The organism is Candidatus Bathyarchaeia archaeon, from assembly GCA_035935655.1.
In the GTDB taxonomy this organism is placed as follows: Archaea; Thermoproteota; Bathyarchaeia; order 40CM-2-53-6; family 40CM-2-53-6; genus 40CM-2-53-6.
Genome location: DASYWW010000015.1, coordinates 65,920 through 87,217 on the forward strand (window position 1 = coordinate 65,920; position 21,298 = coordinate 87,217).

A 21,298-nucleotide genomic window follows, 5' to 3' on the forward strand; every position below is an offset into this window, starting at 1 on the left:
AGGTATTAACCGTTTCTGGGATCGAACCGAAATCTGAATCAAACCGATGGGTCTGAAGTTGCTCAACTTATGACGAGTAGAGCTACGAGAGAGAGATTCTTGTCGCCCAGCCATGCGATCCTGATAGCGTATTTGGCCACCATCGAGAGTCTCCTACTTCGTCAGGCAAGCGGATTGAACACGGTGGGAAGATGAGGCGGGAGAATCGCCAGATTTTATAGTTCCTCGTAAATACTGCCCGGCAACTTGAAGAGCACATCAGCCATCTCGATCGTCGGAATGGGATACGTCGGTCTGTGCACTGCGGCAACTTTCGCATCCCGCGGTATCAAGACGATTGGAATCGACATTGATGAGGCGAGAATAGAACAGATCCAAAGAGGAAAAGCTCCACTTCATGAGCCGCAGCTCGAAGGGATGCTCAAGAGAGCTGTCAAACAAAAACTCCTAGGCGCTACTAACCACATTTCCGGGGCTGGGGAGACAGATACAACGTTTTTGACAGTTGGAACTCCAAGTCAAGAGAACGGATCAATCGACCTCTCCTACATAAAAAACGCAACCGAGGACCTAGGGAACGTTCTCCGGGAAAAGCCGGGATACCACCTTGTCGTTGTCAAGAGCACCGTCATTCCCGGCACCACCAACGGCACGGTAAAACGGTTCTTAGAACAGTCGAGCGGCAAGAAGATAGGACCCGAGCTTGGATTATGTGCAAATCCCGAGTTCTTGAAAGAGGGAACCGCGATCAACGACGCCCTTCACCCGGATAAGATAGTTATCGGATCTAACGAGAAGAAATCAGCGAGCGAACTTACTAGGCTTTACCGGCGATTCTATGGATCCGAGCTTCCACCGATTATCTCGACTTCTCCTGAGGCAGCTGAGCTTGTCAAATATGCTAGCAACGCTTTCCTAGCGACCAAGGTGAGCTTCATCAATACCATTGCGAATATCGCCCAGCAGATACCAGGCGTAGATGTTAGCACAATAGCAGAGGCTATAGGTCACGATCCTAGAATCGGAAAACTATTCCTGAAAGCCGGCCCCGGATATGGAGGAAGCTGCTTCCACAAAGACCTCCAAGCTCTAATCAACTACAGCAAGAACAACGGATACAATCCCCACCTATTCCAGGCCACCGAAGATACCAACGAACACCAAGCCAACAGAGTGGTTAGCATGGCGGAGACACTCCTCGGATCACTGTCGAACAAGCGAGTCGCAGTCCTAGGTCTCGCGTTCAAGAAGGACACAGACGATATCCGGGAAGCAGCATCACTACGCACCATCGAGAGTCTCATGAAAAAAGGTGCGAGCATTGTCGCCTACGATCCCATGGCCATAGCCAACACGAAGAAGCAGCTGGCAGACCAAATTGAGTACGCAGAGAATCCTCGGGCCGCTCTCAAGGAAGCTGACTGCGCCATCATAATGACCGAATGGGATGAACTTCGAAAGCTCGAAGCCAAAGATTTCAAAGCCCAAATGAAAACGCCAAACCTTGTAGACGCAAGGCGAATCTACGATCCTGGCGCCTTCAGCGATCTAAACTATGTCGCGATCGGGGTTGGACCAAAAAGGATCCCGCACTAGAAGTCCGCCAAGAAGACAGAGGAGAGGTTGACCAATCTCCAACGGTCGGGGCGATCGACCATTATGGAATGATGAGTATCGATTGTTTTATATTCTTTAGCGGGTTTTAGCCGGATCTCCGGAGAATAACCTCGAAATATATTCTCCTACTTGACGCCTCAAAGTATCTTCTCCTACTCGCGCTATTCGGTGGCGCGCTCTTCCTAACAGTACCATTCTGGACCAACAGATACACCGCAATCGCACTCGTAGCGTTCATGCTGCTCGCAGGCGCCATAGTTGGCTGGAAAAACTCGACCAGCTATGCAGAAGACGGCGCACGAGTCAACAAGAAGCAGATGCGGCACGGTTTCGAAGAATACGTAAAAATGGTCGGGGAGGTGAAAGACAAATATGTGGAAGATTAGATTCGTCTCGGCTCTACCGAAGATCGCCATATTCACAAGCTTCGCCCTAGCTATCGTGCTGCCTCTATCAGGAGGCTATGGCTGTGGAACAGAAGGCGACGTCTGCCGGTTGTAAGCCCTCGACCTCTGTTCATCCGAGGATATGTCGCAGGAAAACCGGTCCCTGACAGGAAGGTCTCGATGGCCGGCTGCGCGAGCTATCGCCAGTTCGAGAGCTCCCGAGGCATCCTTGAACTCGGAAGGATGGTAACAATGGCTTAGAAAACCCCTCCCAGGCCGATTGCATAGAAGTGATTACGATGGGTCTTGGAAACCATTGAGACCTGATATTTTCATTCTCGGAATAATAATGGTTGTCCTGGGTCCCGTTTTGACAGCCGCAGCGGCCAGCTCGTGCCTACTGACGATACTCTCAGGCAACGTGTTCGCCTGCGCAAATGATTTGCCCATATTCATTGGTGGAGGAGCTCTGTTTGTCGCCGGAATAATCACTTGCTTGGTTGGAGTGATAATGCCCGAACCTCAACCTCGCCCTCGCGCCCCTTCAAGCACAGCGAACACGCTCCAAACCGGTCAGCATGTATGCAAGAAATGCGGACGCGTCAACGCGTACGGCTTGTTCGCGTGTCCATTTTGTGGCCAAACGGCCGCGTGAACATGATTCACTAAACCAAGTGCGACAACTGATCACGAGATAACTTTCGAATCTTATTGCTGAGAGTTCTGGCCTCTATTCTGGTCAGGATTTACTCTCTTCAAAACCGGCATGGTCCCGGTTATCACAGTGGAAGGAGTACCCATCTGAGTTCTCTCCGGCGGCGTGGTTGGCCGGGGCATTACAGGTGGGGGCGGTGGGGTCTCTCTAATCTCTACTTGCGGAATAGGTTCCATTGAAGCCTGGTGGGCCATGTCTGCCTTGAGGGCGGCCACCATCGGGTGAAGGTCCACAGCTTGCTTCGGAGTTGACATTACCGGAGACATTGTGGGAACTCGCGGCCCATTGGCCAGAGCTCCAATCTGCTGGTGTGTTGATTTTAGAACTTTGAAAAGCCCCAGGGCCAAGCCCAGCACGCCAACGAAGACTAGAATCGCGATGAGCGAGCCGTCAGTCTGGATTATGTCGCCGACGTACGCCTGGAAATAGATATTGTTCAAGTATTCCTCGACAAGCCAGAAGGCGAAAAAGACGATCACCAGCGACTGTAACGCCATTACGATCTTGGCGTAGCCTGGAGTCAACCTCTTTCCCGGAAAATCGGCACTCTGAGTCATAAACTGAAAACCCTGCCAGTTCTCCCTTGTTTCCGAAGAAGGCTCTGGGCCTATGTCAAAGTGGTGAAACAAGAGCAGCCTAGTCATGGTACTTATTTTTCACGAATAGCATGGCGGGACAGCCACGAGCGCAACGCCTCTGCACATGCCAACTCTTCGGTGAGGCTTTGAAAAAATCGAAACGAAGGTTCCGAGCGAAATTCAGAGCGTCGATCACACCCGCTTGCTCCAAGGGCGCTTGAGTCAAGTTTTTTGCCCGACTCGGGAACACTCTAGAACCTCGCGCTTTGAAGCGATTCTCGATTAGGCTCAGGGGGTTAAATATTGAAATGCAATGCCGAAATTCTCGGTTGCTACGACTTGCCAAATCCTAGGAAGCTGATGCAGCTTCAAGATACGATAAACGAGGACTTGCTGAAGGCGAGACTTCCGGAGATCAGAATAGACGGGTTCAAGCTTCCAGACCAAGCACTAGAGATCACTTTTGAACGGGAAACGGTGACCGGGGAAAACAAAGATAGACTTTGGGAGATCATAAACACTCATTACAAGAAATTACTAAGAGAGCTTGAACTCAAGGAGTAGCTCTCGGGCTTATTCTTCGTAGTTTGAGCGCTTTTTCCATCTCTGCATAGAACCGTGCAATTGGCCAATCTCATCCCTAGTCTCGGGGCGCGCAATTTTGAGAACTGGCATTGGGGATGACTCTTGCACGCCTACTGTTTTCATGTCGGACCCGGCCTCGACCTTTTCTGAAAGGTGTTCAATTTCTCCGAGAATATTCCCCGCTTTGAGAAGGATCCCGATCAGTGCCGTTCCAACCAGGCCTCCAAAGCCTACAATCGCAAGCATGGACTCTCTTCCAGCGAGAAGGCCATACATGTACACCTGAAGATACTGATTGTTTAGGTACTCATTGTAGACCCAGCCCGCAAGGCCGACGATAACGATTGCTTGAACGGCTAAGAGAATCCTTGCAAATCCGGGAACGCTCGACCAGTAACGCCGAATAGCCTGAGCCACGACTCGTCCTCTGTTCCTCTGATGGTTTGGTCGATTATGTCAAAATACTGGAACACTTGTTCCTAATGCCTGGTACTCACCGGGCCCCGGGAAAAAGCCAATTTTCCGTTCACTTCAACCTCGATCTCCCCTAACCGAAGTATCCTCTCGACCTAAGAGGCATCGTGGGACATCGTCTAAGATCACTCGCTCAAACAATCCCCCGGGGGCTAGCCTCAAAGCAACGACACACGCATTGTTTGAGTTGGCTACGGCATTTTGTCGCATCTGTCCGAGGGCTACTCCGGTTGCACCGGGACAGCTATCGCTATACGAAGAGCGCTGACCAGCCACTGTACCATACATGTTATAAACAAAGATCAGCCACTGCACAGTTGGAGCGATGGAGTCGTTAGTAGTTCCTCCAACCGCTGAGCCTCGAGGCTCTTCGATCGCTGGGGACGAGTTCTTTTTCCTGAAACTCTTCCTACGATACACGATAGACTCAGCCTCGCGGGTCGAAGCGGCCCCCATTGAAACAATACTCTACGGAGTAGAGACGCGAGCAGAAAGACTGGGCTTCTATTCCGGCCCTGCTGTTTCTCCGGTACTTTAGTCTAGAGCCCTTCCGCGAACTAAGCGGCCATGTCATTCCGAAAAGAGAGCGTAGCTCAAGCAATAGCTCAGGCTGCGTTGGCAACGCTCAACGCCAATCCAACCTCGCATGGACTCTTGCAAAGTCCACGCAAGATTACAGTGGTAACTGGGCACATGAACTCGAACCACGGCCGAAAAGTTCGACATTACCTATAGCGGAAATGGGTACTATACTAGTTTCTTGCCGAAGAACTCGCTCACAACAAAGAGTCTGGTTCTACCTCGGCAATGCGAGCAGGCCGTTCGGCTCGGGCCATAACCATCACGCCCGAGATCGTGAAGGAATGTTGAGAATGAAAACAGCAATCGTATCATTAGATTCGTACCCGCAGCTCTCCGTAGCTGAGGTCAAACTTGGAGGACCATGATGTTGAGAGTTCACCTACTAGCGAGCATCCTGATCATAGGAATAATCGCATCTTCGGTTCTTGCCATCCCGCAGGCACAAGCGGCAACTGGAACCAACTTCGACAACATAGTCATAATTGCTATGGAAAACACAGGATATCAGGACGTTATTGGTTCCTCTTCGCAGGCCCCGTTCATAAACGGTCAACTCGTTCCTGTGAGCGCTAATTTGGCGCACTATCAGGGTTATGGAGCGGCTGGTAGAAGTGTAAACGGATGTTCTGCGGGATGCTACACCGCACTAATTGGAGCCGACAACAGCATCTCTGACGGTTATTCCTGCTGTTTGCCTGGTCCTACGATCGTTGATCGAATGGCAGCTGCCGGCCTGACATGGCAAGCATACTGTGAGAGTGGATGCCCAAGAGGGAACGATCACTTCCCATTCACAGGATTCGCGACCACAAGTAGCAGTCCAAACATATTCACAAGCAGTAGCGTCTCAACCGCGAATTTCATCGCCGCGGCCAACTCCGCGAGTCCTCCCAACTTACTCTGGTACACTCCCACCGACGGCCACAACATGCACGATAATTCTGTGGCTTCTGGAGACACCTATGTGCAAAACTTCCTCGTTGGGAGCGGAACAGTTTCAAGTCCTTCAGCAGGATCACTTTTTGCAAGCAACCTATTCACTTCTGGAAAGAGAGTTCTTCTCTTACTCTGGTGGGACGAATGCGGGGCAAGCAATGGCGGTTCAGGATGCAACTCGAACGGTGACACGCCAAACGTTTGGTACGGACCACACGCTGGAATAAACGCAGGATTCACCTCACAAGTCAACAATGCCTACGACGAATATTCCATCCTGCATCTGATCGAAAACAACTGGGCTCTCCCAACTATAAACACGATCGATGCTGCAGCCCAAACAATGACGGATGTCTTCGGAAGCTCGACCCCTCCACCACTGGCGACAAGCTTCACAATCTCTCCCTTGACTCCGATAGTAAACGTCCCCGTCACATTCACAGCGACAACAACCGGCGGAACATCGCCCTACACAATTACCTGGAACTTCGGAGATAGCACAACAGGAACGGGAGCGTCACTGACGCACATCTTCACAAGTCTCCAATCCCACACCATCACTGAAACAGCAAAGGACTCGTCATCACCCTCGCAGAGTGCTACAAGCTCCAAGACGGTGACAGTTACAAATCCACCGCCTTTGACGACCAGCTATACCTACCTACCATCAAGCCCAGCCGTTAACTCGCCTGTCACCTTCACCGCCCTACCGACAGGAGGAACAGCCCCATACACGGTAAACTGGAACTTTGGTGATGGAGCAACTGGAACAGGACTTACGCCCACCCATACGTACGCGACAGCCCAGTCGTTCACCGTTGTCGAGACAGCCACAGACGCCTCAACACCGACACAGACGGCGACCAGCACACAAGCGATCCCAGTCCTAGCTTCACTCCCACTTTCGACGAGCTTTACGTTCCTTCCAGCAAACCCCACAGTCAATTCCCCTGTATCCTTCACTGCAATTACTACGGGCGGGACCCTACCCTACACAGTCAGCTGGAATTTCGGTGATGGCGCGACTACAACAGGCGCGACAGCAACTCACACATACACTACAGCCCAATCGTTCACCGTCACAGAGACCGTGACCGATTCGTCCTCACCCCAGCAGACGGCAACAGCCACTCACACCGCAGTCGTATCATCATCGATCACAGGAAATTTCGACAATACTTGGTTCATCAACAACTGCCCGGGCGGAACGGAGACGATTTCGAACGGAGTATTGCAAACCCGGCAATCGACACCCGGAGGCGGATCGAACAGCTATGGCTACTGCACCGGCCAACGGGGAACCTTTCCCTGGCACTCGACAGTGGGCACCGCACTCCCACCAGGAATAACCAGTGTGACGGTGTCGTTCAACTTTCTTAGCAGAAGTCTTCTCTCCGGTTCTAGATATCACCTCTACATTGCACTCTACTATCAGATTCCCACCTCCACATCCGGGAGCACGACTTACTCGTGGTTGGACACCCAGTCTCGCGTTGAAAACATCGGCGGCACGGACAGTCCGATAGGAAGTATAGCGACATACGACCCCGGAGATTCTTTCGGCTGGGACATTGTAACTCTGCAAGTGAACCCTGGACAGACTGGAACACTCACTGCCGATGCTACGCAGCTTTGTCAAGGAGACCTTGCCGCATGGGGACTTCCATCGAACACTCAGTGTACACTACAGGGCATTGAGATTGGAACGGAAGGTTACCTCCTCAACGCTGTCAACGTTGACTGGTACAACTTGGGCCTCAACGCTGGTCCAATTCCACTCTCGACAAGCTTCACCGTCTCACCCGGCAACCCACTTGTGAACAAACCCGTGACTTTCACAAGCACAACAACTGGCGGAACTTCTCCTTACACCATTAGCTGGAGCTTCGGAGATGGCTCAACGGGAACGGGAGCTTCAACAGCTCACACCTATTCCACTGTTCAATCTTTCACTGTAACTGAAACAGTTACCGATTCCTCTTCCCCATCGCAAACCGCCACAAGCTCAAAGACGGTAACGGTCTCGACGCCACCCGCACCCTCAACTAGCTTTGCATACCAACCAACAAGCCCGACTGTAAACTCCCCCGTGACATTTACAGCTACAACGACCGGAGGAACTGCCCCATACTCGGTAAACTGGAACTTCGGCGACGGAGGAACTGGCACTGGAGCTTCCATTGTTCACACATTTACCAGCGCCCAAGCATTCACCGTGACCGAGACCGCTACTGACTCATCCACACCATCCCAGACGGCCACCAGCTCCAAGACTGTGACCGTAACACCACCCCCACCGTTGTCGACCAGATTTACATTCCTCCCCTCAACTCCTCTTGTCAACACACCAGTCACCTTTACCGCCGTAACAACAAGCGGCACGTCACCGTACACGATCAGCTGGACCTTCGGGGACGGATCAACAGGCACCGGAAGCACAGTAATCCATGCATTCACTACCGCCCAAACGTTCACAGTAGCAGAAACCACAACTGACTCGTCATCTCCCGCGCAAACCGCCACAAGCTCACAATCTGTAACTGTCTACACAACCCTCCCACTCTCTGCTACCGTCAGAGCCTCTCTCTCCTCTCCACAAGTAGGCCAACCGGTAATCTTCACCGCGTCGGCAATAGGAGGAGTCGCGCCCTACAGCTACTCGTTCTCGTTCGGCGATGGTGCCACCGGAACAGGAAGGTCCCCAAGCCACGCATATTCAGCCGCAGGATCTTACGCAGTCACGCTGACAATTACGGACTCCGCCTCACCCCAAGCGAACAGCTTGGCAACAACAACCGTCAACGTACAAGCTCCGAGCCCCCTTACTCTCGCACTCCCAAGAAACCAAACAGTGACTTCGGGGACATGGATCAACTTCACGGTTACCGCAACAAGCTCCAATCCCGCAAGAATAGTCACTCTGTCAGCATCACAGCTACCCCCGGGCGCGGCATTCGACTCATCAACTGGGCTCTTCTCATGGAAACCCAGTCCCAGCCAGACAGGATACTACGCGATCACCTTCGTTGCCACTGATGACAGCACCCCTCCGGTGACAACCACCCATGCTATGGGCATCCAAGTAGACAGAGCAGCAACTGCTCCGCCGGGTGGAGGGTCACCTGGAAGCTCGGGTGGAAGCTCGAGCGGCGGCTGTCTCTTGTGCGGCATTCCTGCAATCTCCAACAGCATGTGGCTGCTTTTGATAGGCGGCCTTCTTGGTCTGGTCACATCGCTTGCTCTCTTGACTATCAAAGCGCGCGCAAGTTTGGAGCACACGAAGAGGAGAATGAAGAGATTAACTCGGCAAGACTAGTCTTGGTCAACGTAAAGTCGTGAACCGGTTCTCGGTCGCGCATTTGAGGCCGAAGCCTGGGCCCTGAAAGTCGCCCGGAAGTACGGGGCGTTTCTCCGAGTCTTGCTTGAACCGCTACGAAGTTCCAAGCCGTCTCAACTAGAGGACCCGAACAGCTACCCTGCAGCCTTGACAGTACTGGTAGATGGCGAGGAGATCTCCAGGCACGCGTTTGACAGCCTCGGTCTGGACTAGAACATTAGCTAGAAGTTTTCCACAGACTAGGTGGGGGATCCCCTCGACGGTAAGGACGTCAATTCCCTGGCCGGTGATCTCAAGCTCTTTCACCAACTCATCGAGGGTAGCGACCGGAAACTCGTGAAAGGGCCGGTGGTTTGATGGAACCGATGTCAACTTAGACTCCTGCATCGAGAGATCCGTAACGCCCGAACGAATTGCGATCCGTCGCAAGGCCGTCACTAAGGTCAACCAACGACGGCCTAGCTTAAGCGTAAAGTTACCAGGCACACGCTGATCCCAGTTATCCGTTCAGGTCGAGGTTTTGGGCCTAGACGGACAGGGCTCAGGAAGGACCTGTCTGGAATTTGACCTGGCTGGCGTATGTGACTAGTCTGAATCCATGATGGGAGAAGGATTGAAACTTTCTAGTCAACGTCAGGGCGAAGCGGCTTGCCACCGAGTTACCGCGACTTCCATGGATCAACGGAGCCTTTTTCATTCAGAGATGGAGTCGACATATGCTCCCAAGTTGAAATCGGAAGCCATACTCGCCAAGTTGAAGAAAGAGAAGGAGATAGAGCTGACCGTTAGGGGTAGAAAGAGTGGGAAGTCTCTTCCTCGTCCCGTTTGGTTCGTCCTAAGGGGATCTGATGTGTTGCTACTCCCTGTTACGGGTACAGATTCGCAATGGTACAAGAACATAGTCCGGAACCCCCAGGTGAAGATCCGCGCGGACCGACAGACCTTCGAGGGCAAACTTTCAGTGCTAACCGAGAAAAGACAGGTTAACGAAGTCATCGAGTTGTTTAACACGAAGTACGGAGCTTCCGACATCAAGAAATACTATCCGAATCCGAACGTAGCCACTGCCCTACGACTCGGTTGAAACCACGAAGTCACTTATGATTGCCCTCTCCTGGGAGAATGCCTCTTCGGTCTACTCAATCTTCTGCTCAAGATTGAGCGGACTTCCCCCCTGAGCTCGAATTTCAAGCCCCGAACCGCAATCCGAGCATTGGTCCCAGAACCAAGACAATCAACATGAAGATCGCTGGGAAAACTCCGAGCACTAGGAATAGTATGACCTTGCCGGAAGTGCCTTCCTCATGCACACGGTGAGTCATCGTTGGACAAACCTTCGATCGAACTCTAAAACAGTTACCTTAGGATCTCAGTGAGAAGCACTGTCCATCTCGAGTTGATCCTAGAGGTTGCTCGGATGGAGCCTAAAGGATTTGAAAGGCCCCTGTTTCGCGGATGGCAGAGCACTTTGAGCCTGAACGTCACGATATTCAATATCGCCCTGAACTTGCTCTCTCAATGGAGCTATACGGGAGTATTCTTTCTAATGACACTTGAGGGCGCAACGCTTCCAGTTCCCAGCGAGGTCGTTCTACCGCTGACCGGCTTCCTGGTATACCAAGGCCGCCTCGAGTTTTGGGCCGCCGTTGCCGCAGCGACTCTCGGAAGCCTCGTAGGAACAATAGTCGACTTTGGGATTGGATACTATCTGGGCAGATCTGCCGTACTCCGGTACGGGAAGAAGATCAAGCTAAGCGAACGACATCTCTTGATAGCTGAGAGATGGTTCGCGAAACACGGTAGCGCGGCGGTCTTACTTGCAAGATTTGTCCCACTTCTTCGAACGCTCATAGCGTTCCCAGCTGGCGTGGCCAAGATGAGAATCGGCCGATTCCTAGCGTTCTCGACGGTCGGCATAGTCATATGGGATATCATCCTCATCTATCTAGGTGTTCTCGCGGGCCAGAATTATGCTTCAATTGTTAGCAGTTTGGATGCGACTCTGCCTTTGATTGGTTACGCAGCCCTAGGGGGAATCGTTCTGGCCCTGTTGTTTCTCCTGAGAAGAAGCCGCAAAGAGGAGAATCCGAACACAGGCACTTTCGCAACCTAGACGTCTCTATTTCGGCATTTCGAAAAATCGAGAACCTGGTACTGGAACTGCTTTGTACGCAACCGCTACATCAAAGAATGACGTTCCAGGCGGATAGACCTAACTACAATATCTTAACAAACCGGACTCTGGACTACCCCAATGGAAAAAAGTAGAAGCGCTGAAGAGTTGCTGCAATGCGACTCCATCTGCTCAAAACACGACGAACGGTGCGAACTCAAAGGGTATCAACAGGCCGCCTATCGCTACCACGGCCACAAAGACGCCGACGGCAAAATGTGTGTTTGGCCGAAGACCGTAATAGGATGAGCCGCGAGCGTGAGCCGAACGCCCACGTGAGAGCCGTGTCTAGAAGCAGTGCCTCAGCTGTCTGGTTACAGGAGCCGTATAGTGGCGATCTGACCATACATAGCACAAGGGTTGAGCTCGGAGGAATGCACCACGACTCTATCCAAGAAGCGGGTCCCAGTCAAAGCACTAGTCCTGCTTCTAATCTTCACGTTCGGCTCATTCTCGGTTAGCGGAACCGTTCTGCCCTTCGCTTTCAGCGACGCCCGAAGAGCTACCGGGAGCTTCGTGCTGACAATCAGCCCTTCTTCAGTTATGGTTCACCAAAGTATGAATGTAACTTCAACGGTTTCGATCGTAAGCATTCAAGGCTATTCCGGAACTGTTTCGCTTGCAGCACAGTCGCCTGGAGGAGGTTTGAAGGTCACATTCAGCCAAGGCAATGTCATTGTGCCTGCCAGAGGAACAGCGACTTCTACAATTACGATCCAAGCCGCAAAGAATGCTTCGATTGGAACATACACCATAATCATTACAGGGATCTCTGCGGTTGGGAGAAGGGTGGTTTCCAGCTCAACGATTTTGACCGTTGTCGTGAATTTACTGGCTGATTTCGATCTTTACGCCTACCCCTACTCCATTAATGTTGTAGCAGGAATGACCAATTCTACAAATATTATCCTCGACAGCAAAAACGGTTTCGGTGGATCAGTAACTCTCTCTGCGACCATGCCCTTCGGATTTCTGGGGGTGATGGGAGGTCAGAATCCGATGACACTTACGCCCGGAGGGACGTCCTATACAACCTTGCAAGTATCAGCCACCACTTCGACTCTGTTGGGAAAATACAATATTACGGTAACTGGTGTGAACGGAAATGTCAGTCACACATGTGTATTGGTCGTAAATGTTGTAGACCCTGTTCCCGAGTCTTTGACACTGTCCGGGTTTTCCGTCCTTTCACCCACTGGTCTGACATTGTTTCTACGCAATAATGGTAATACCCCGATAACGCTCCAAGCGTATACCATATCAGATGGTAATGGAGCATCGTGGGCACTTGCCAATTGGACAGGGACCACCGTACTTCCTGGAAGCTCTACTCCTGCAACGATCTTCATCGGGGTCAGCTGCGAATCATGCACCTATAGTGGAATACCCTTCGCGTTCCAACAATTCATCAGCGGTCACACCTACACCGTTACTGTCACAACGAAACTGAACAGCCAATTCACATTCCTTGTCCGTATTCCCTAGGCAAGTGACAGAAAACGGTGTTCTCCGAGTTTGACTGACTAGCCACTTTTCTAGCTTAGTTAGTCCCGCTTGTCTTTGCTACCCGGGAAAGAGAGGCAGGCGAATGTTGCCGAAGATAAAGAAGCTGCGAGCGCGCGCCGGTGAGGAGTAGCTTTCGGATAAAGTCAGCCTTAGAAATAACTCCCTCGCGATTGCGATAGTCCTCGTAAAGCGCATCGACCACTGCCCAATCACTTTCGTCCAGTCTGATCTGCTTGGAGAAGGGGACCCAGTCTTTGCTAGCCTTCGTCTCGGGCATTGCTGACAGCGTCAGTGGTCAGAAATAGGCTCTTTAGCCTATAGTTACCGAACACTTCTCGGAAAGAATACCAATTAGAGACAAAGAAGTTCCAAGCACGAATATTTGGTCATTCAACCAACCGCGCAAACATTACTCCGTTGCTGTTTGGTGTCACAGCTATTCGTGGCTAGAACGAGCTATTGTTTCTTTTTCGACTTTGGCGTCATCGCAATGGGAACGGGGGTCTTGGCCCGCGACCTGGAAACCAGTTTTCGATGCCTTGACGACTGACCCTCCCCTCCATTATGCATTTCCGTCGTCTTTAGCCAATCCGGTATTACAATAGCTCTGATCAGTTCTTGCACCGTGATATCCCTCTCATTAGCAATCTTTCGCAACTTTGTGTACGCGGAGTCTCCGAGAGATTGCATAAACTTAGACGACTTTATCGTCTCCACTGAGGGGGCCTTTTTCCTTCTCCAAGAACCTCGCTTCGACACCCGTATGGATGGCGCGATATAAGTTCGACCACTTGTATCGGTGACGGACTAACCTTTTGCGATACCGCGATTCCTGGAGATACAAAATTCAACCTAGGTTATGGCTCAGTTGATCGCGATCAAGTCGCCTATCCTAGATCATGAGCCCCTCCGCAGGCTAACTCGACGGCCGGCTCTAGGACATTTGATGAATCCAAGCATTCCACCGAGATCATCATTCACTGTCTAATCATGAATTGTGTCGACACGGCGAATTGTGCTTTCGTAGCTTACCACTTTCAACTCATGCCCGGTGGGCGTTCCCAATGATCCCAATCCAATGGAACAGAACTCCAAAGAGCCCTAAACAGAGAATGTCGAACCAGATCACTTGTCATTCGAGATTATCAGAATTGTACGAAGAGCGAAACGGCTCAGGCTAGTTCTGACTCTGAAGAGGATCCAGAGACCGTTTGCCCTATGGCCGTTAATTGCCGCGCTAGCCCGCCCTTTTAGGGCACTAGTTCGATTCGGGAAGAGCGGCGCAGTCAAAGTAGACCAATTGAAGCGGCCCATCCCAGTATACACTCTGTTACTAGTTCTCCTCATCGGAATAGCTGGCGGCGCGTATGCCTCCTCGTCCTTGATTCACGGTGCCTCGTATGCTGGTCCAAACGCCCCCGACTTTAGCGTCGCGCTGACTCCACCTTCCCTCACGCTGAGCCGTGGGTCAGTCGCCACTTTTGCGATCAAGCTCTCCAGCACCTACGGATTTGCGGGAAGTGTGAACCTGAATGCCACACCACCAGCTACGACTACGATATCCGCGGCTGCGAACCCGAACTCTGTCTCACTGCTCACGGGAACCAGCAGCTCGACGCTGACAGTGTACGTTCCAACATCCACCCCAACGGGAACCTTCACAATGAACTTGACAGGGTATAGTGGAAAACTATCGCACTCGGTCCAAGCATTCTTGCTGGTTGCATCTCCGCCTCCGCAGGACTTTACCATTACAGGGAATTCGACCTCCATAACCGTTTCACAGGGATCCTCCGCAACGTCAGCCCTGACCCTATCAAGCGTGAGCGGTTTTTCAGGAGCGGTGAACCTCACTGCAACGGTTTCACCAATCGTCGGGAACGGTCCTACGGCGACGCTGAATCCGACGATGGTTACTCTAACATCCGGCGGGACAGCAAGTTTACTACTTACTGTGTCAACGTCAGGCTTGACGCCTCGGAGAGGTTACACGATATTTGCCCTAGCTACCAGCGGTACATTTTCCCATTCGTTCTCAATTAGCCTGACCGTTCAATAATCGGGTAACGCTTCTAGGGTTGCGGTTGGGACCACAACTGCTGGAAAGTAGGATTAGGAAATCTGCGGGTTACTTTGCAGAGGACTCGTATGTTACTTCTCGAATGTTAGCTGAGTAGAGACCTACACTGCCGGCTTGAAGAAATATGGTGAAGGTCACCAGGTTAGGAACGGTCCAGCCTTGAGCCTCCCAAGCCTGGTTTGCATCTATGGAAATCGAGGTCCAGGTAGACGCCGCGATTGGAATTAGGGATGTCGCGTTGTATCCGGAGGGGGCAAACGTAGGCTTTGCCGTGCTATTGGAAAAGATGTAGGAAAGCTGGTGAGCGCCGTCAGTCACTGTTACTCCGATAGCTGCTCGGCTGCCAATGCTTGATGTTGCAGGATCGAATAGTGTTAGGTTCACGGTTGTAGCGTTGAGAAGAATCTTCTGAGAGAGCATCATCTTCTCAAGGTTGGTTGCTGAACTTGTATAGTTGAGTTGAAGTGTTACCCCTGTCGTCTGGTTGTGATCTAGGCCTCGTATCTCTGATGTCAATGAGTCTGTGTTGGTCTTGGTCAGCTTCCAGCCGAACGGGACCTTGACGCCTGCACCTATGTCGAGTGTCCACCATCGGAAGTGAGAGTTCGCTACGGGTGGAAGAGGAGTATCCGCACGCACGGGGGCGGACTCACCTACAAGGCTTCCCGTACTTGCATCGTAGAGGTAGACCCTGAAGCTCGTCAACCGTGGCACAGCTCCCACTCCATCGGTTGATGCCACAAGGTACGAGGCAGTGGAAAATGGTCGGAGGATCATTGTAGAGTTCGAAGACCACAGAAATGGTAGATACAACCAATAGACAAAGAAGGAGGGAGTAACGGGTTTCGGGGTCTGGTTGTCGAGCGTTATGTTCAAGAGAGTCGCGGCGCCTATTCCGTCCGGGTCCGAAACGGAGTTTATTCGAACTTCAACCCGAGGGGGGGGTGAGTTTGAGACATAGACCCCGTAAGCACTGACGAACACCGTGCTGAGGAGAAGCCCTGTAAGAAGGGGAATCCTCAACCTTCCGGGCAGGGAACGTAAACGCCCACCAATCGCCGGGTGCCAAGGGATGCTGGAGAAGGAAGAGATGTGCCAGATCGGGCGAGCGGGCCTGTTTCTGAAGAATTCAAACCCTAGTGGAAAGACCCAGTAGAAGATGTAGTTCGGAAACGATCGATAGTAGAAGAACATCACGACGACTGGGAAGATCCAGACGTAGAACCTTGACCCAGAATATCGCGTCGCATACAGAAATAGTGATCCCATGCCAGCGAGGCCCATCAGGACGACGAAGAAAAGCGGCGGAGGCGCCAATCCCAGTTGGAGGAGAATCCCGGACAGCCCAATTCCTCCTGGAACCTCAACGGAACCACCTGGGAGGTAAGGGGCAATTGTTGCGAGCCACCATTGCGAAGGCGATGAAAGTATGAAGGGAATGTTTGGGCCCAAAAAACCCGCTAATAACGCGAGGCTGCCAATTGCTGTATTTTTCAGCCTTGAGGTACCTCCTTCTTGAAATAGACGGATAAGCAGAAACGGCGCTGCGACAAGAGCAATTTGCTTGGTTGCGCCCGCCAGCCCTACCATCAAGAGGCCCATGCTACGGTTTCGATACCATAGAACAGTGCTAGCGAGCAGAAAGAATGCCCAGATGCTATCAGTGTAGCTTGATGCAATAAACGGAGGGAAGAAGACGAAGGGAGCCAGACTCAGCGCCTTCTGGCGAGAAGGAACCAGCCCAAAAATCAGAAGGATCGACAAGACGTGGAATACGAACACACCGTCACGCAAATCATGGAGTCCCGCAGCATAGAACGGAAGTAGCGAAAGAAAGTTTAGCGCGGGGTAGTTCAGATGAAACTCAAACGAGCCGTCCACCCTAGGCGTATAGAAGGATGGAGAAAAGTTGAACCGGTCGAGAAAGGGTTTGATCGAGTATCCGTAAGGGTTTTGCAATGCCATGACTTTCAAGACCCCCATGTATGACGCTACTATGCTGTCTGTCACATAGGAGACCCAGAGAATTCTAGTAAAGAGCAAGTAGAGGACAACTGTTGCACAGAGATGGCCTGAAAGCGCGAGCAGATTTGACCTGCCAAGAGACAACGCCTTCCTCCTTGAATTCGTCAGGTTGTACGCTCCAAACAAAAGAATGGGAATTGCGAGGACGACGAAAAGGCTGGAGATGAGAATGACGAGTAGCCCAACAGATACGAGGAAGACTCCTGAGAGCACCAGCCCTAGTCTCGGTCCCTTTCCCACGCCTGCAGAGGGCCCCTCGGTCAGCCCAAGGAAATGCACCGCACGTGTCCTCAGGAGGTGAAAAATGCGACTAACCGGAATAATCATTGATAAGACCTTAGAGGTACACGTGACTCAAGACTAGTTGTAAATCGGCAAGTTGCTGCTTTAAGAGTTATGTGAAAAAGCAGAACAGCATTAGTCGACTTTTGCATGAGCTTCTGCACGGGCCTATTACGGAGGGGCATCCTTTTCAGCTCTATTTTACCCTGGTGTTACATGGAAGAACTGTCATCCACGGGAGTGGACAGTAAGGATATACTATTGGAGACCAGTCGACATCATGTTCCGGGCCCGTGCTGGCGCGGTCACCTCTTCGGAACGTAGTGGGCCGATCTGAGGCGTGAAGGAATGTGCTTTTTAGGGTGATGAATTTGCGACTGGGATAGTTCCGATGAAAAGAATCTTGGTCACTGGGGGCTTCGGTTTCATCGGGAGCAATTTTATTGATGATGTGATCTCGAAAGCCGAAGTTACAGTACTAGACGATCTTTCCTCCGGTCTACTTGGCAACGTCAGTCAACAAATGAATAATCCAAGATTCAGATTCGTGAGAGGCAGTGTTCTTGACCATGACAAGATTGAAGAGGCTCTTGAAGGTGTTGACGCCGTCGTTCATCTGGCTGCCGTTGTCAGCGTCGCACGATCAAGGGAGGATCCCTACCTAGTCCATAGAGTCAATGTCGAAGGGACTTTGAACGTACTGGAGGCCTGCTTGAAACACTCCATAGACAAATTGATCTTTGCGTCATCTGCCGCCGTTTATGGAAACGAGCTGAGGTTTCCTTCGGAAGAAGAATTGGGATCAAATCCCTCTAATCTTTACGGAGCCACCAAAGCGGCGGGAGAAGCCTATGTAAGAGCATACAATCAAACGCACGGTTTGAAAACGGTTATTCTACGCCTTATGAATGTCTACGGACCTCGAAGGTCCCCGGGACCTTACGCTGGTGTTATGGCACAATTCGCAGAAGCCATTAGACTCGGCAAACCTTTGACGGTATACGGAGATGGAGAGCAAACAAGGGACTTCGTCTACGTCTCCGATGTTACCGATGCAATGGCAAGCGTCCTGCGCAACGACCGCGCAATAGGTCACACGTTCAACATTGGAACTGGAAGTCCCTCAACGATAAACATGCTTGCAACCATCTTCTCCAAGATGAGGAAGCCAAACTCCCCCATACATCACGAACCTCCAAGGCCAGGCGAGGTCAGAGCAAGCTGCGCAAACATCGAGAAAGCCAGAAAGGTTCTAGGATACAGCCCCAAGGTGTCCCTCAAACAAGGGATTCAATTATTCATGGATTGGCGTAAGAGCGAACAGGGAAAAATTCTCGAAAAGTCAATAGAGAATGAGAGCCCCAGCTCCATCTAGGAACATTAGAGGATCGCTGTCTCCGCGAGCTGAGCATCGGATTGAGGCAAACTTGGAAAAGTGGAGCAGAGTGAGTGTTGTTTCTCCTCGGACACAGCTGCTGGAGCTATATCTTCGCCAAGCTTACTGGAAGGCGAGCCAAGGCAAACCCCGCGGCTTACATGGCTCTTCTGGCGGGGATGCTGCCTGACTTCGACATCTACTTCAAACCGCTAATCCAACACCACACGTACACTCACTCATTGATCATTCTCATGCCCATTTGCGCAGTTCTCGTCTTTAGGTTCAAGAATCTCGGATTAGCATTCTCAGCTGGGATCCTTTCTCATCTCGTAGCTGACTCAATCGTTGGAACTACTCCTCCACTCTATCCAATTTCGGATTTCCAATTTGGAATAAGCTTGGGGCTACCCGGTCCGGCGGACACTGCTCTTGAAATTGGCGCGTTAGGGCTCGTTCTAGTCCTAGCATTGGTGAATGGAGACTTCAAGCTCGTGACAGGGCCGCACAGAGAATCTGTCTACTTGGCTATCCCAATGGTTGCCGTGGTTACCTTGACGCTTCTGTTTGCTGGCGACAACAACGTTCCCCTCGCGGCCTTCGCATTTTCAAGAAGAGCTCTTACGCTGATAAGCTTGGGCCATATAGTCCTTGTCGGAATCCTTGGTCTAGGTGTACTTGAAGGACTTAGGGCGGTCATGTCCGACCGCAAGCTAGCCGGCAGAACCTCAAACCGTTCGTCTCCTGGCCTTCAACAATAAAGCGTCTCTCCGGGGGAGTAACACCTCGCCTTAATCCCAGCTCGCGGAGAATTCTAATGAGACTTTCCGGAGGTCTCAAAAATCGGCTACTTGACTTGGTGGAACTTCCCGAAGAAGGCTTGGCTCATCATTATCGTAGAGCTATTAGTAATCATTTCCCTGTCCATCTCTCTCTACACAACATACCTGAACAATATCTACTTCCAAACTTACGTAGACAGTCTCTCACCAATACTGGTTCCAGTTCTCAGCGTCGCCTTTGGGATCTCATCTGCATCAATCGCCACATATCTTTACCTTGGGATGAAAAGAATACGGACATCACAGGAACCACAAGTTCAGGTCAAGAATAGAACGCACTCACGAAAGACAACAACGAGGCATCCTCCGCACCCGTCGGCCTCACAACTGAGAATTGTTGATCCACCCCCAGCTACTCCAGCGAAACTCAAACCAATAGTTCCGCCTCAGAGCCACGTTCAAACACAGAAGGCACAGTTGAAAGAGAGAGACGACCATGCCCCGAATCCTGAGAACAGAAAATAGTTCTGCCTCTAGCAGGAGCAATATTCGATCAATTAACTAGAGAGATTCGAAAACCCTTGTCCCTAAAATGGGAACGGAGGTCTCCCATCGCACTTGTATCTCATATGACGGCGGAAACTTCGCGCGTGTTACTTTTGACCCAGTTCAGAGTCCTGTCCACTCCCTGCTTCCAAGGAACGGTTGGCGTCCAGCCCATTAGCGCCCTTGCCTTCTTGCAGTTAGTGTAGTAACACTTGTTGTCTCCTGGCCTCCAGTCCTTGAATGTCAAATGCATCTTCGTGTTTGTGAGAGACTCGAGATAGGCTATCGTCTCGAGGAGGGAGGCTACGTTTTCTTTGCCGCCTCCAAGGTTGATCGCTTCGCCCTTTACTTTGTCAATGTTTCTTGTGGCAAGATCGAAAGCGTTGACGACATCGTCGATGTAGAGTAGGTCGCGAACTTGTTTGCCATCTCCGTAGATACTTAATGGCTTTCCGAGCGCTGCTGCTATGCAGAACCATGCGACCCAGCCCTGCTCCTCTTTCCCGTATTGGTGGGGTCCGAACATGCAGCTACATCGGAAAGAGACAGTCTTCAATCCGTATTGTTCAGAATAGGCGTGAAGATACAGGTCTCCGGCTGACTTGCTCACCCCGTACGGCTCTTCTCCCTTGATAGGAAATGCCTCATCCACTCCGTCGGGTAGATCTTCGAAATCGTATCGAAGCTTTAGTTCTTGCAAAGGGGCGTTTGGAATACCGTAGACCTTGTTGCTAGAAGTGTACAAGATGGCAGGGTCAGTATCCGATCTTCTAGCCGCTTCTAGAACATTCAACGTACCATGAGCGTTAGACTCAAAGTCCAACCTAGGCTTAGAAACGGATCTAGGGACGGACACCTGGGCTGCCGCGTGAACAATTAGATTACAGCCCTTAGCGGCCTTGGCCAAGGATTCGGCATCTTGCACGTTGTCTTTGACAACGCTGAGGTTCTTGGAATTAGCATGCGACTTAAGCCATTCAAGATTTTGAACACAGCCTGAACCTCGCGAAAAATCATCATAAACGACCACTTCGGATCCTGCCTGAAGAAGATGGGAAGAGTAATTTGAGCCGACGAAACCTGCTCCACCGGTAACTATCGCCTTCAAAGTCGATGCCAAACCAAGCCGTTGTTTGGGAGGTTATAACGTTCCTATATGACTTTTGACTCTAAATCAAGTCTAGAACGATGGCAAGGATTTCTAGATAGACACGTAGTCAGCCTCCCAACTCAGTTGGGCTGGATTGGCCATTAGAGCCAACGCCACCCTAGAATAGGAGAGCCGAGTGGACGGACAAAATGGCCCAAAGGAAATTCGA

Annotated in this window: 21 protein-coding genes; 14 read left to right on the top strand and 7 right to left on the bottom strand. The window is 51.4% G+C overall.

Annotated features, from left to right (window positions below; translation table 11 throughout):
* Nucleotides 1–246: 246 nt before the first annotated feature.
* The 4 genes from VGS11_03555 to VGS11_03570 all read left to right on the top strand — a co-directional run bounded on the left by VGS11_03555 (nt 247) and on the right by VGS11_03570 (nt 2,658).
* Entirely contained in the window at nt 247–1,596 is a 1,350-nt protein-coding gene (locus tag VGS11_03555; protein HEV2119173.1) for a UDP-glucose/GDP-mannose dehydrogenase family protein, read from the top strand.
* Nucleotides 1,597–1,853: 257 nt separating this feature from the next.
* Complete coding sequence (locus tag VGS11_03560) at nt 1,854–2,003, top strand: hypothetical protein (GenBank protein ID HEV2119174.1); 150 nt, start codon at nt 1,854–1,856, stop codon at nt 2,001–2,003.
* Nucleotides 1,990–2,118, top strand: coding sequence for a hypothetical protein (locus VGS11_03565; GenBank protein HEV2119175.1), 129 nt, complete (start codon nt 1,990–1,992; stop codon nt 2,116–2,118). Before VGS11_03560 ends, VGS11_03565 begins: the two co-directional genes overlap by 14 nt.
* A gap of 201 nt (nt 2,119–2,319) precedes the next feature.
* Nucleotides 2,320–2,658, top strand: a complete 339-nt coding sequence (locus VGS11_03570) for a hypothetical protein (GenBank protein HEV2119176.1) — start codon at nt 2,320–2,322, stop codon at nt 2,656–2,658.
* Nucleotides 2,659–2,711: 53 nt separating this feature from the next.
* On the opposite strand, the gene VGS11_03575 is transcribed toward VGS11_03570, so the two are convergent.
* Nucleotides 2,712–3,362, bottom strand: coding sequence for a hypothetical protein (locus VGS11_03575; GenBank protein HEV2119177.1), 651 nt, complete (start codon nt 3,360–3,362; stop codon nt 2,712–2,714).
* Nucleotides 3,363–3,656: 294 nt separating this feature from the next.
* Between VGS11_03575 and VGS11_03580 the strand changes: the two genes are divergently transcribed.
* A complete protein-coding gene (locus tag VGS11_03580) occupies nt 3,657–3,860 on the top strand; it encodes a hypothetical protein (protein ID HEV2119178.1) in 204 nt (67 codons plus the stop codon).
* A gap of 9 nt (nt 3,861–3,869) precedes the next feature.
* Here VGS11_03580 and VGS11_03585 read toward each other — a convergent pair whose 3' ends face one another.
* Nucleotides 3,870–4,298: a hypothetical protein gene (locus VGS11_03585; protein HEV2119179.1), complete on the bottom strand. Its 429-nt coding sequence runs from the start codon at nt 4,296–4,298 to the stop codon at nt 3,870–3,872.
* A gap of 382 nt (nt 4,299–4,680) precedes the next feature.
* On the opposite strand from VGS11_03585, the gene VGS11_03590 reads away from it, so the two are divergent.
* Together VGS11_03590 and VGS11_03595 are read left to right on the top strand one after the other, a co-directional pair.
* A complete protein-coding gene (locus VGS11_03590; protein ID HEV2119180.1) occupies nt 4,681–4,893 on the top strand; it encodes a hypothetical protein in 213 nt (70 codons plus the stop codon).
* Nucleotides 4,894–5,298: 405 nt separating this feature from the next.
* A complete protein-coding gene (locus VGS11_03595) occupies nt 5,299–9,189 on the top strand; it encodes a PKD domain-containing protein (protein ID HEV2119181.1) in 3,891 nt (1,296 codons plus the stop codon).
* Nucleotides 9,190–9,327: 138 nt separating this feature from the next.
* On the opposite strand, the gene VGS11_03600 is transcribed toward VGS11_03595, so the two are convergent.
* Nucleotides 9,328–9,657 (bottom strand): hypothetical protein, encoded by a 330-nt coding sequence (locus VGS11_03600; protein ID HEV2119182.1) that lies wholly within the window; start codon nt 9,655–9,657, stop codon nt 9,328–9,330.
* A 280-nt stretch (nt 9,658–9,937) separates the two neighbouring features.
* Here VGS11_03600 and VGS11_03605 point away from each other — a divergent pair, with 280 nt between their 5' ends.
* Nucleotides 9,938–10,294 carry a nitroreductase/quinone reductase family protein gene (locus VGS11_03605; GenBank protein HEV2119183.1) on the top strand — a complete coding sequence of 119 codons (357 nt, stop codon included), beginning with the start codon at nt 9,938–9,940 and terminating at the stop codon, nt 10,292–10,294.
* Nucleotides 10,295–10,397: 103 nt separating this feature from the next.
* Here VGS11_03605 and VGS11_03610 read toward each other — a convergent pair whose 3' ends face one another.
* Nucleotides 10,398–10,520 (bottom strand): hypothetical protein, encoded by a 123-nt coding sequence (locus VGS11_03610; protein HEV2119184.1) that lies wholly within the window; start codon nt 10,518–10,520, stop codon nt 10,398–10,400.
* Nucleotides 10,521–10,627: 107 nt separating this feature from the next.
* Between VGS11_03610 and VGS11_03615 the strand changes: the two genes are divergently transcribed.
* On the top strand, nt 10,628–11,323 hold the full coding sequence (locus VGS11_03615; protein ID HEV2119185.1) for a DedA family protein: 696 nt from the start codon (nt 10,628–10,630) through the stop codon (nt 11,321–11,323).
* Between the two features lie 420 nt (nt 11,324–11,743).
* A complete protein-coding gene (locus VGS11_03620; GenBank protein HEV2119186.1) occupies nt 11,744–12,868 on the top strand; it encodes a hypothetical protein in 1,125 nt (374 codons plus the stop codon).
* Between the two features lie 55 nt (nt 12,869–12,923).
* On the opposite strand, the gene VGS11_03625 is transcribed toward VGS11_03620, so the two are convergent.
* A complete protein-coding gene (locus tag VGS11_03625; protein HEV2119187.1) occupies nt 12,924–13,166 on the bottom strand; it encodes a hypothetical protein in 243 nt (80 codons plus the stop codon).
* A gap of 852 nt (nt 13,167–14,018) precedes the next feature.
* Here VGS11_03625 and VGS11_03630 point away from each other — a divergent pair.
* Complete coding sequence (locus tag VGS11_03630) at nt 14,019–14,948, top strand: hypothetical protein (protein HEV2119188.1); 930 nt, start codon at nt 14,019–14,021, stop codon at nt 14,946–14,948.
* A gap of 69 nt (nt 14,949–15,017) precedes the next feature.
* Here the strand turns inward: VGS11_03630 and VGS11_03635 are convergent, their stop codons facing one another.
* Entirely contained in the window at nt 15,018–17,273 is a 2,256-nt protein-coding gene (locus VGS11_03635) for a hypothetical protein (protein ID HEV2119189.1), read from the bottom strand.
* A gap of 394 nt (nt 17,274–17,667) precedes the next feature.
* On the opposite strand from VGS11_03635, the gene VGS11_03640 reads away from it, so the two are divergent.
* From VGS11_03640 to VGS11_03650, 3 genes are all read left to right on the top strand, one after another.
* Complete coding sequence (locus VGS11_03640) at nt 17,668–18,651, top strand: NAD-dependent epimerase/dehydratase family protein (protein ID HEV2119190.1); 984 nt, start codon at nt 17,668–17,670, stop codon at nt 18,649–18,651.
* A gap of 74 nt (nt 18,652–18,725) precedes the next feature.
* A complete protein-coding gene (locus tag VGS11_03645; protein HEV2119191.1) occupies nt 18,726–19,412 on the top strand; it encodes a metal-dependent hydrolase in 687 nt (228 codons plus the stop codon).
* Between the two features lie 90 nt (nt 19,413–19,502).
* Nucleotides 19,503–19,958: a hypothetical protein gene (locus VGS11_03650; GenBank protein HEV2119192.1), complete on the top strand. Its 456-nt coding sequence runs from the start codon at nt 19,503–19,505 to the stop codon at nt 19,956–19,958.
* Between the two features lie 100 nt (nt 19,959–20,058).
* Here VGS11_03650 and VGS11_03655 read toward each other — a convergent pair whose 3' ends face one another.
* A complete protein-coding gene (locus VGS11_03655; GenBank protein HEV2119193.1) occupies nt 20,059–21,099 on the bottom strand; it encodes an NAD-dependent epimerase/dehydratase family protein in 1,041 nt (346 codons plus the stop codon).
* Between the last annotated feature and the right edge of the window lie 199 nt (nt 21,100–21,298).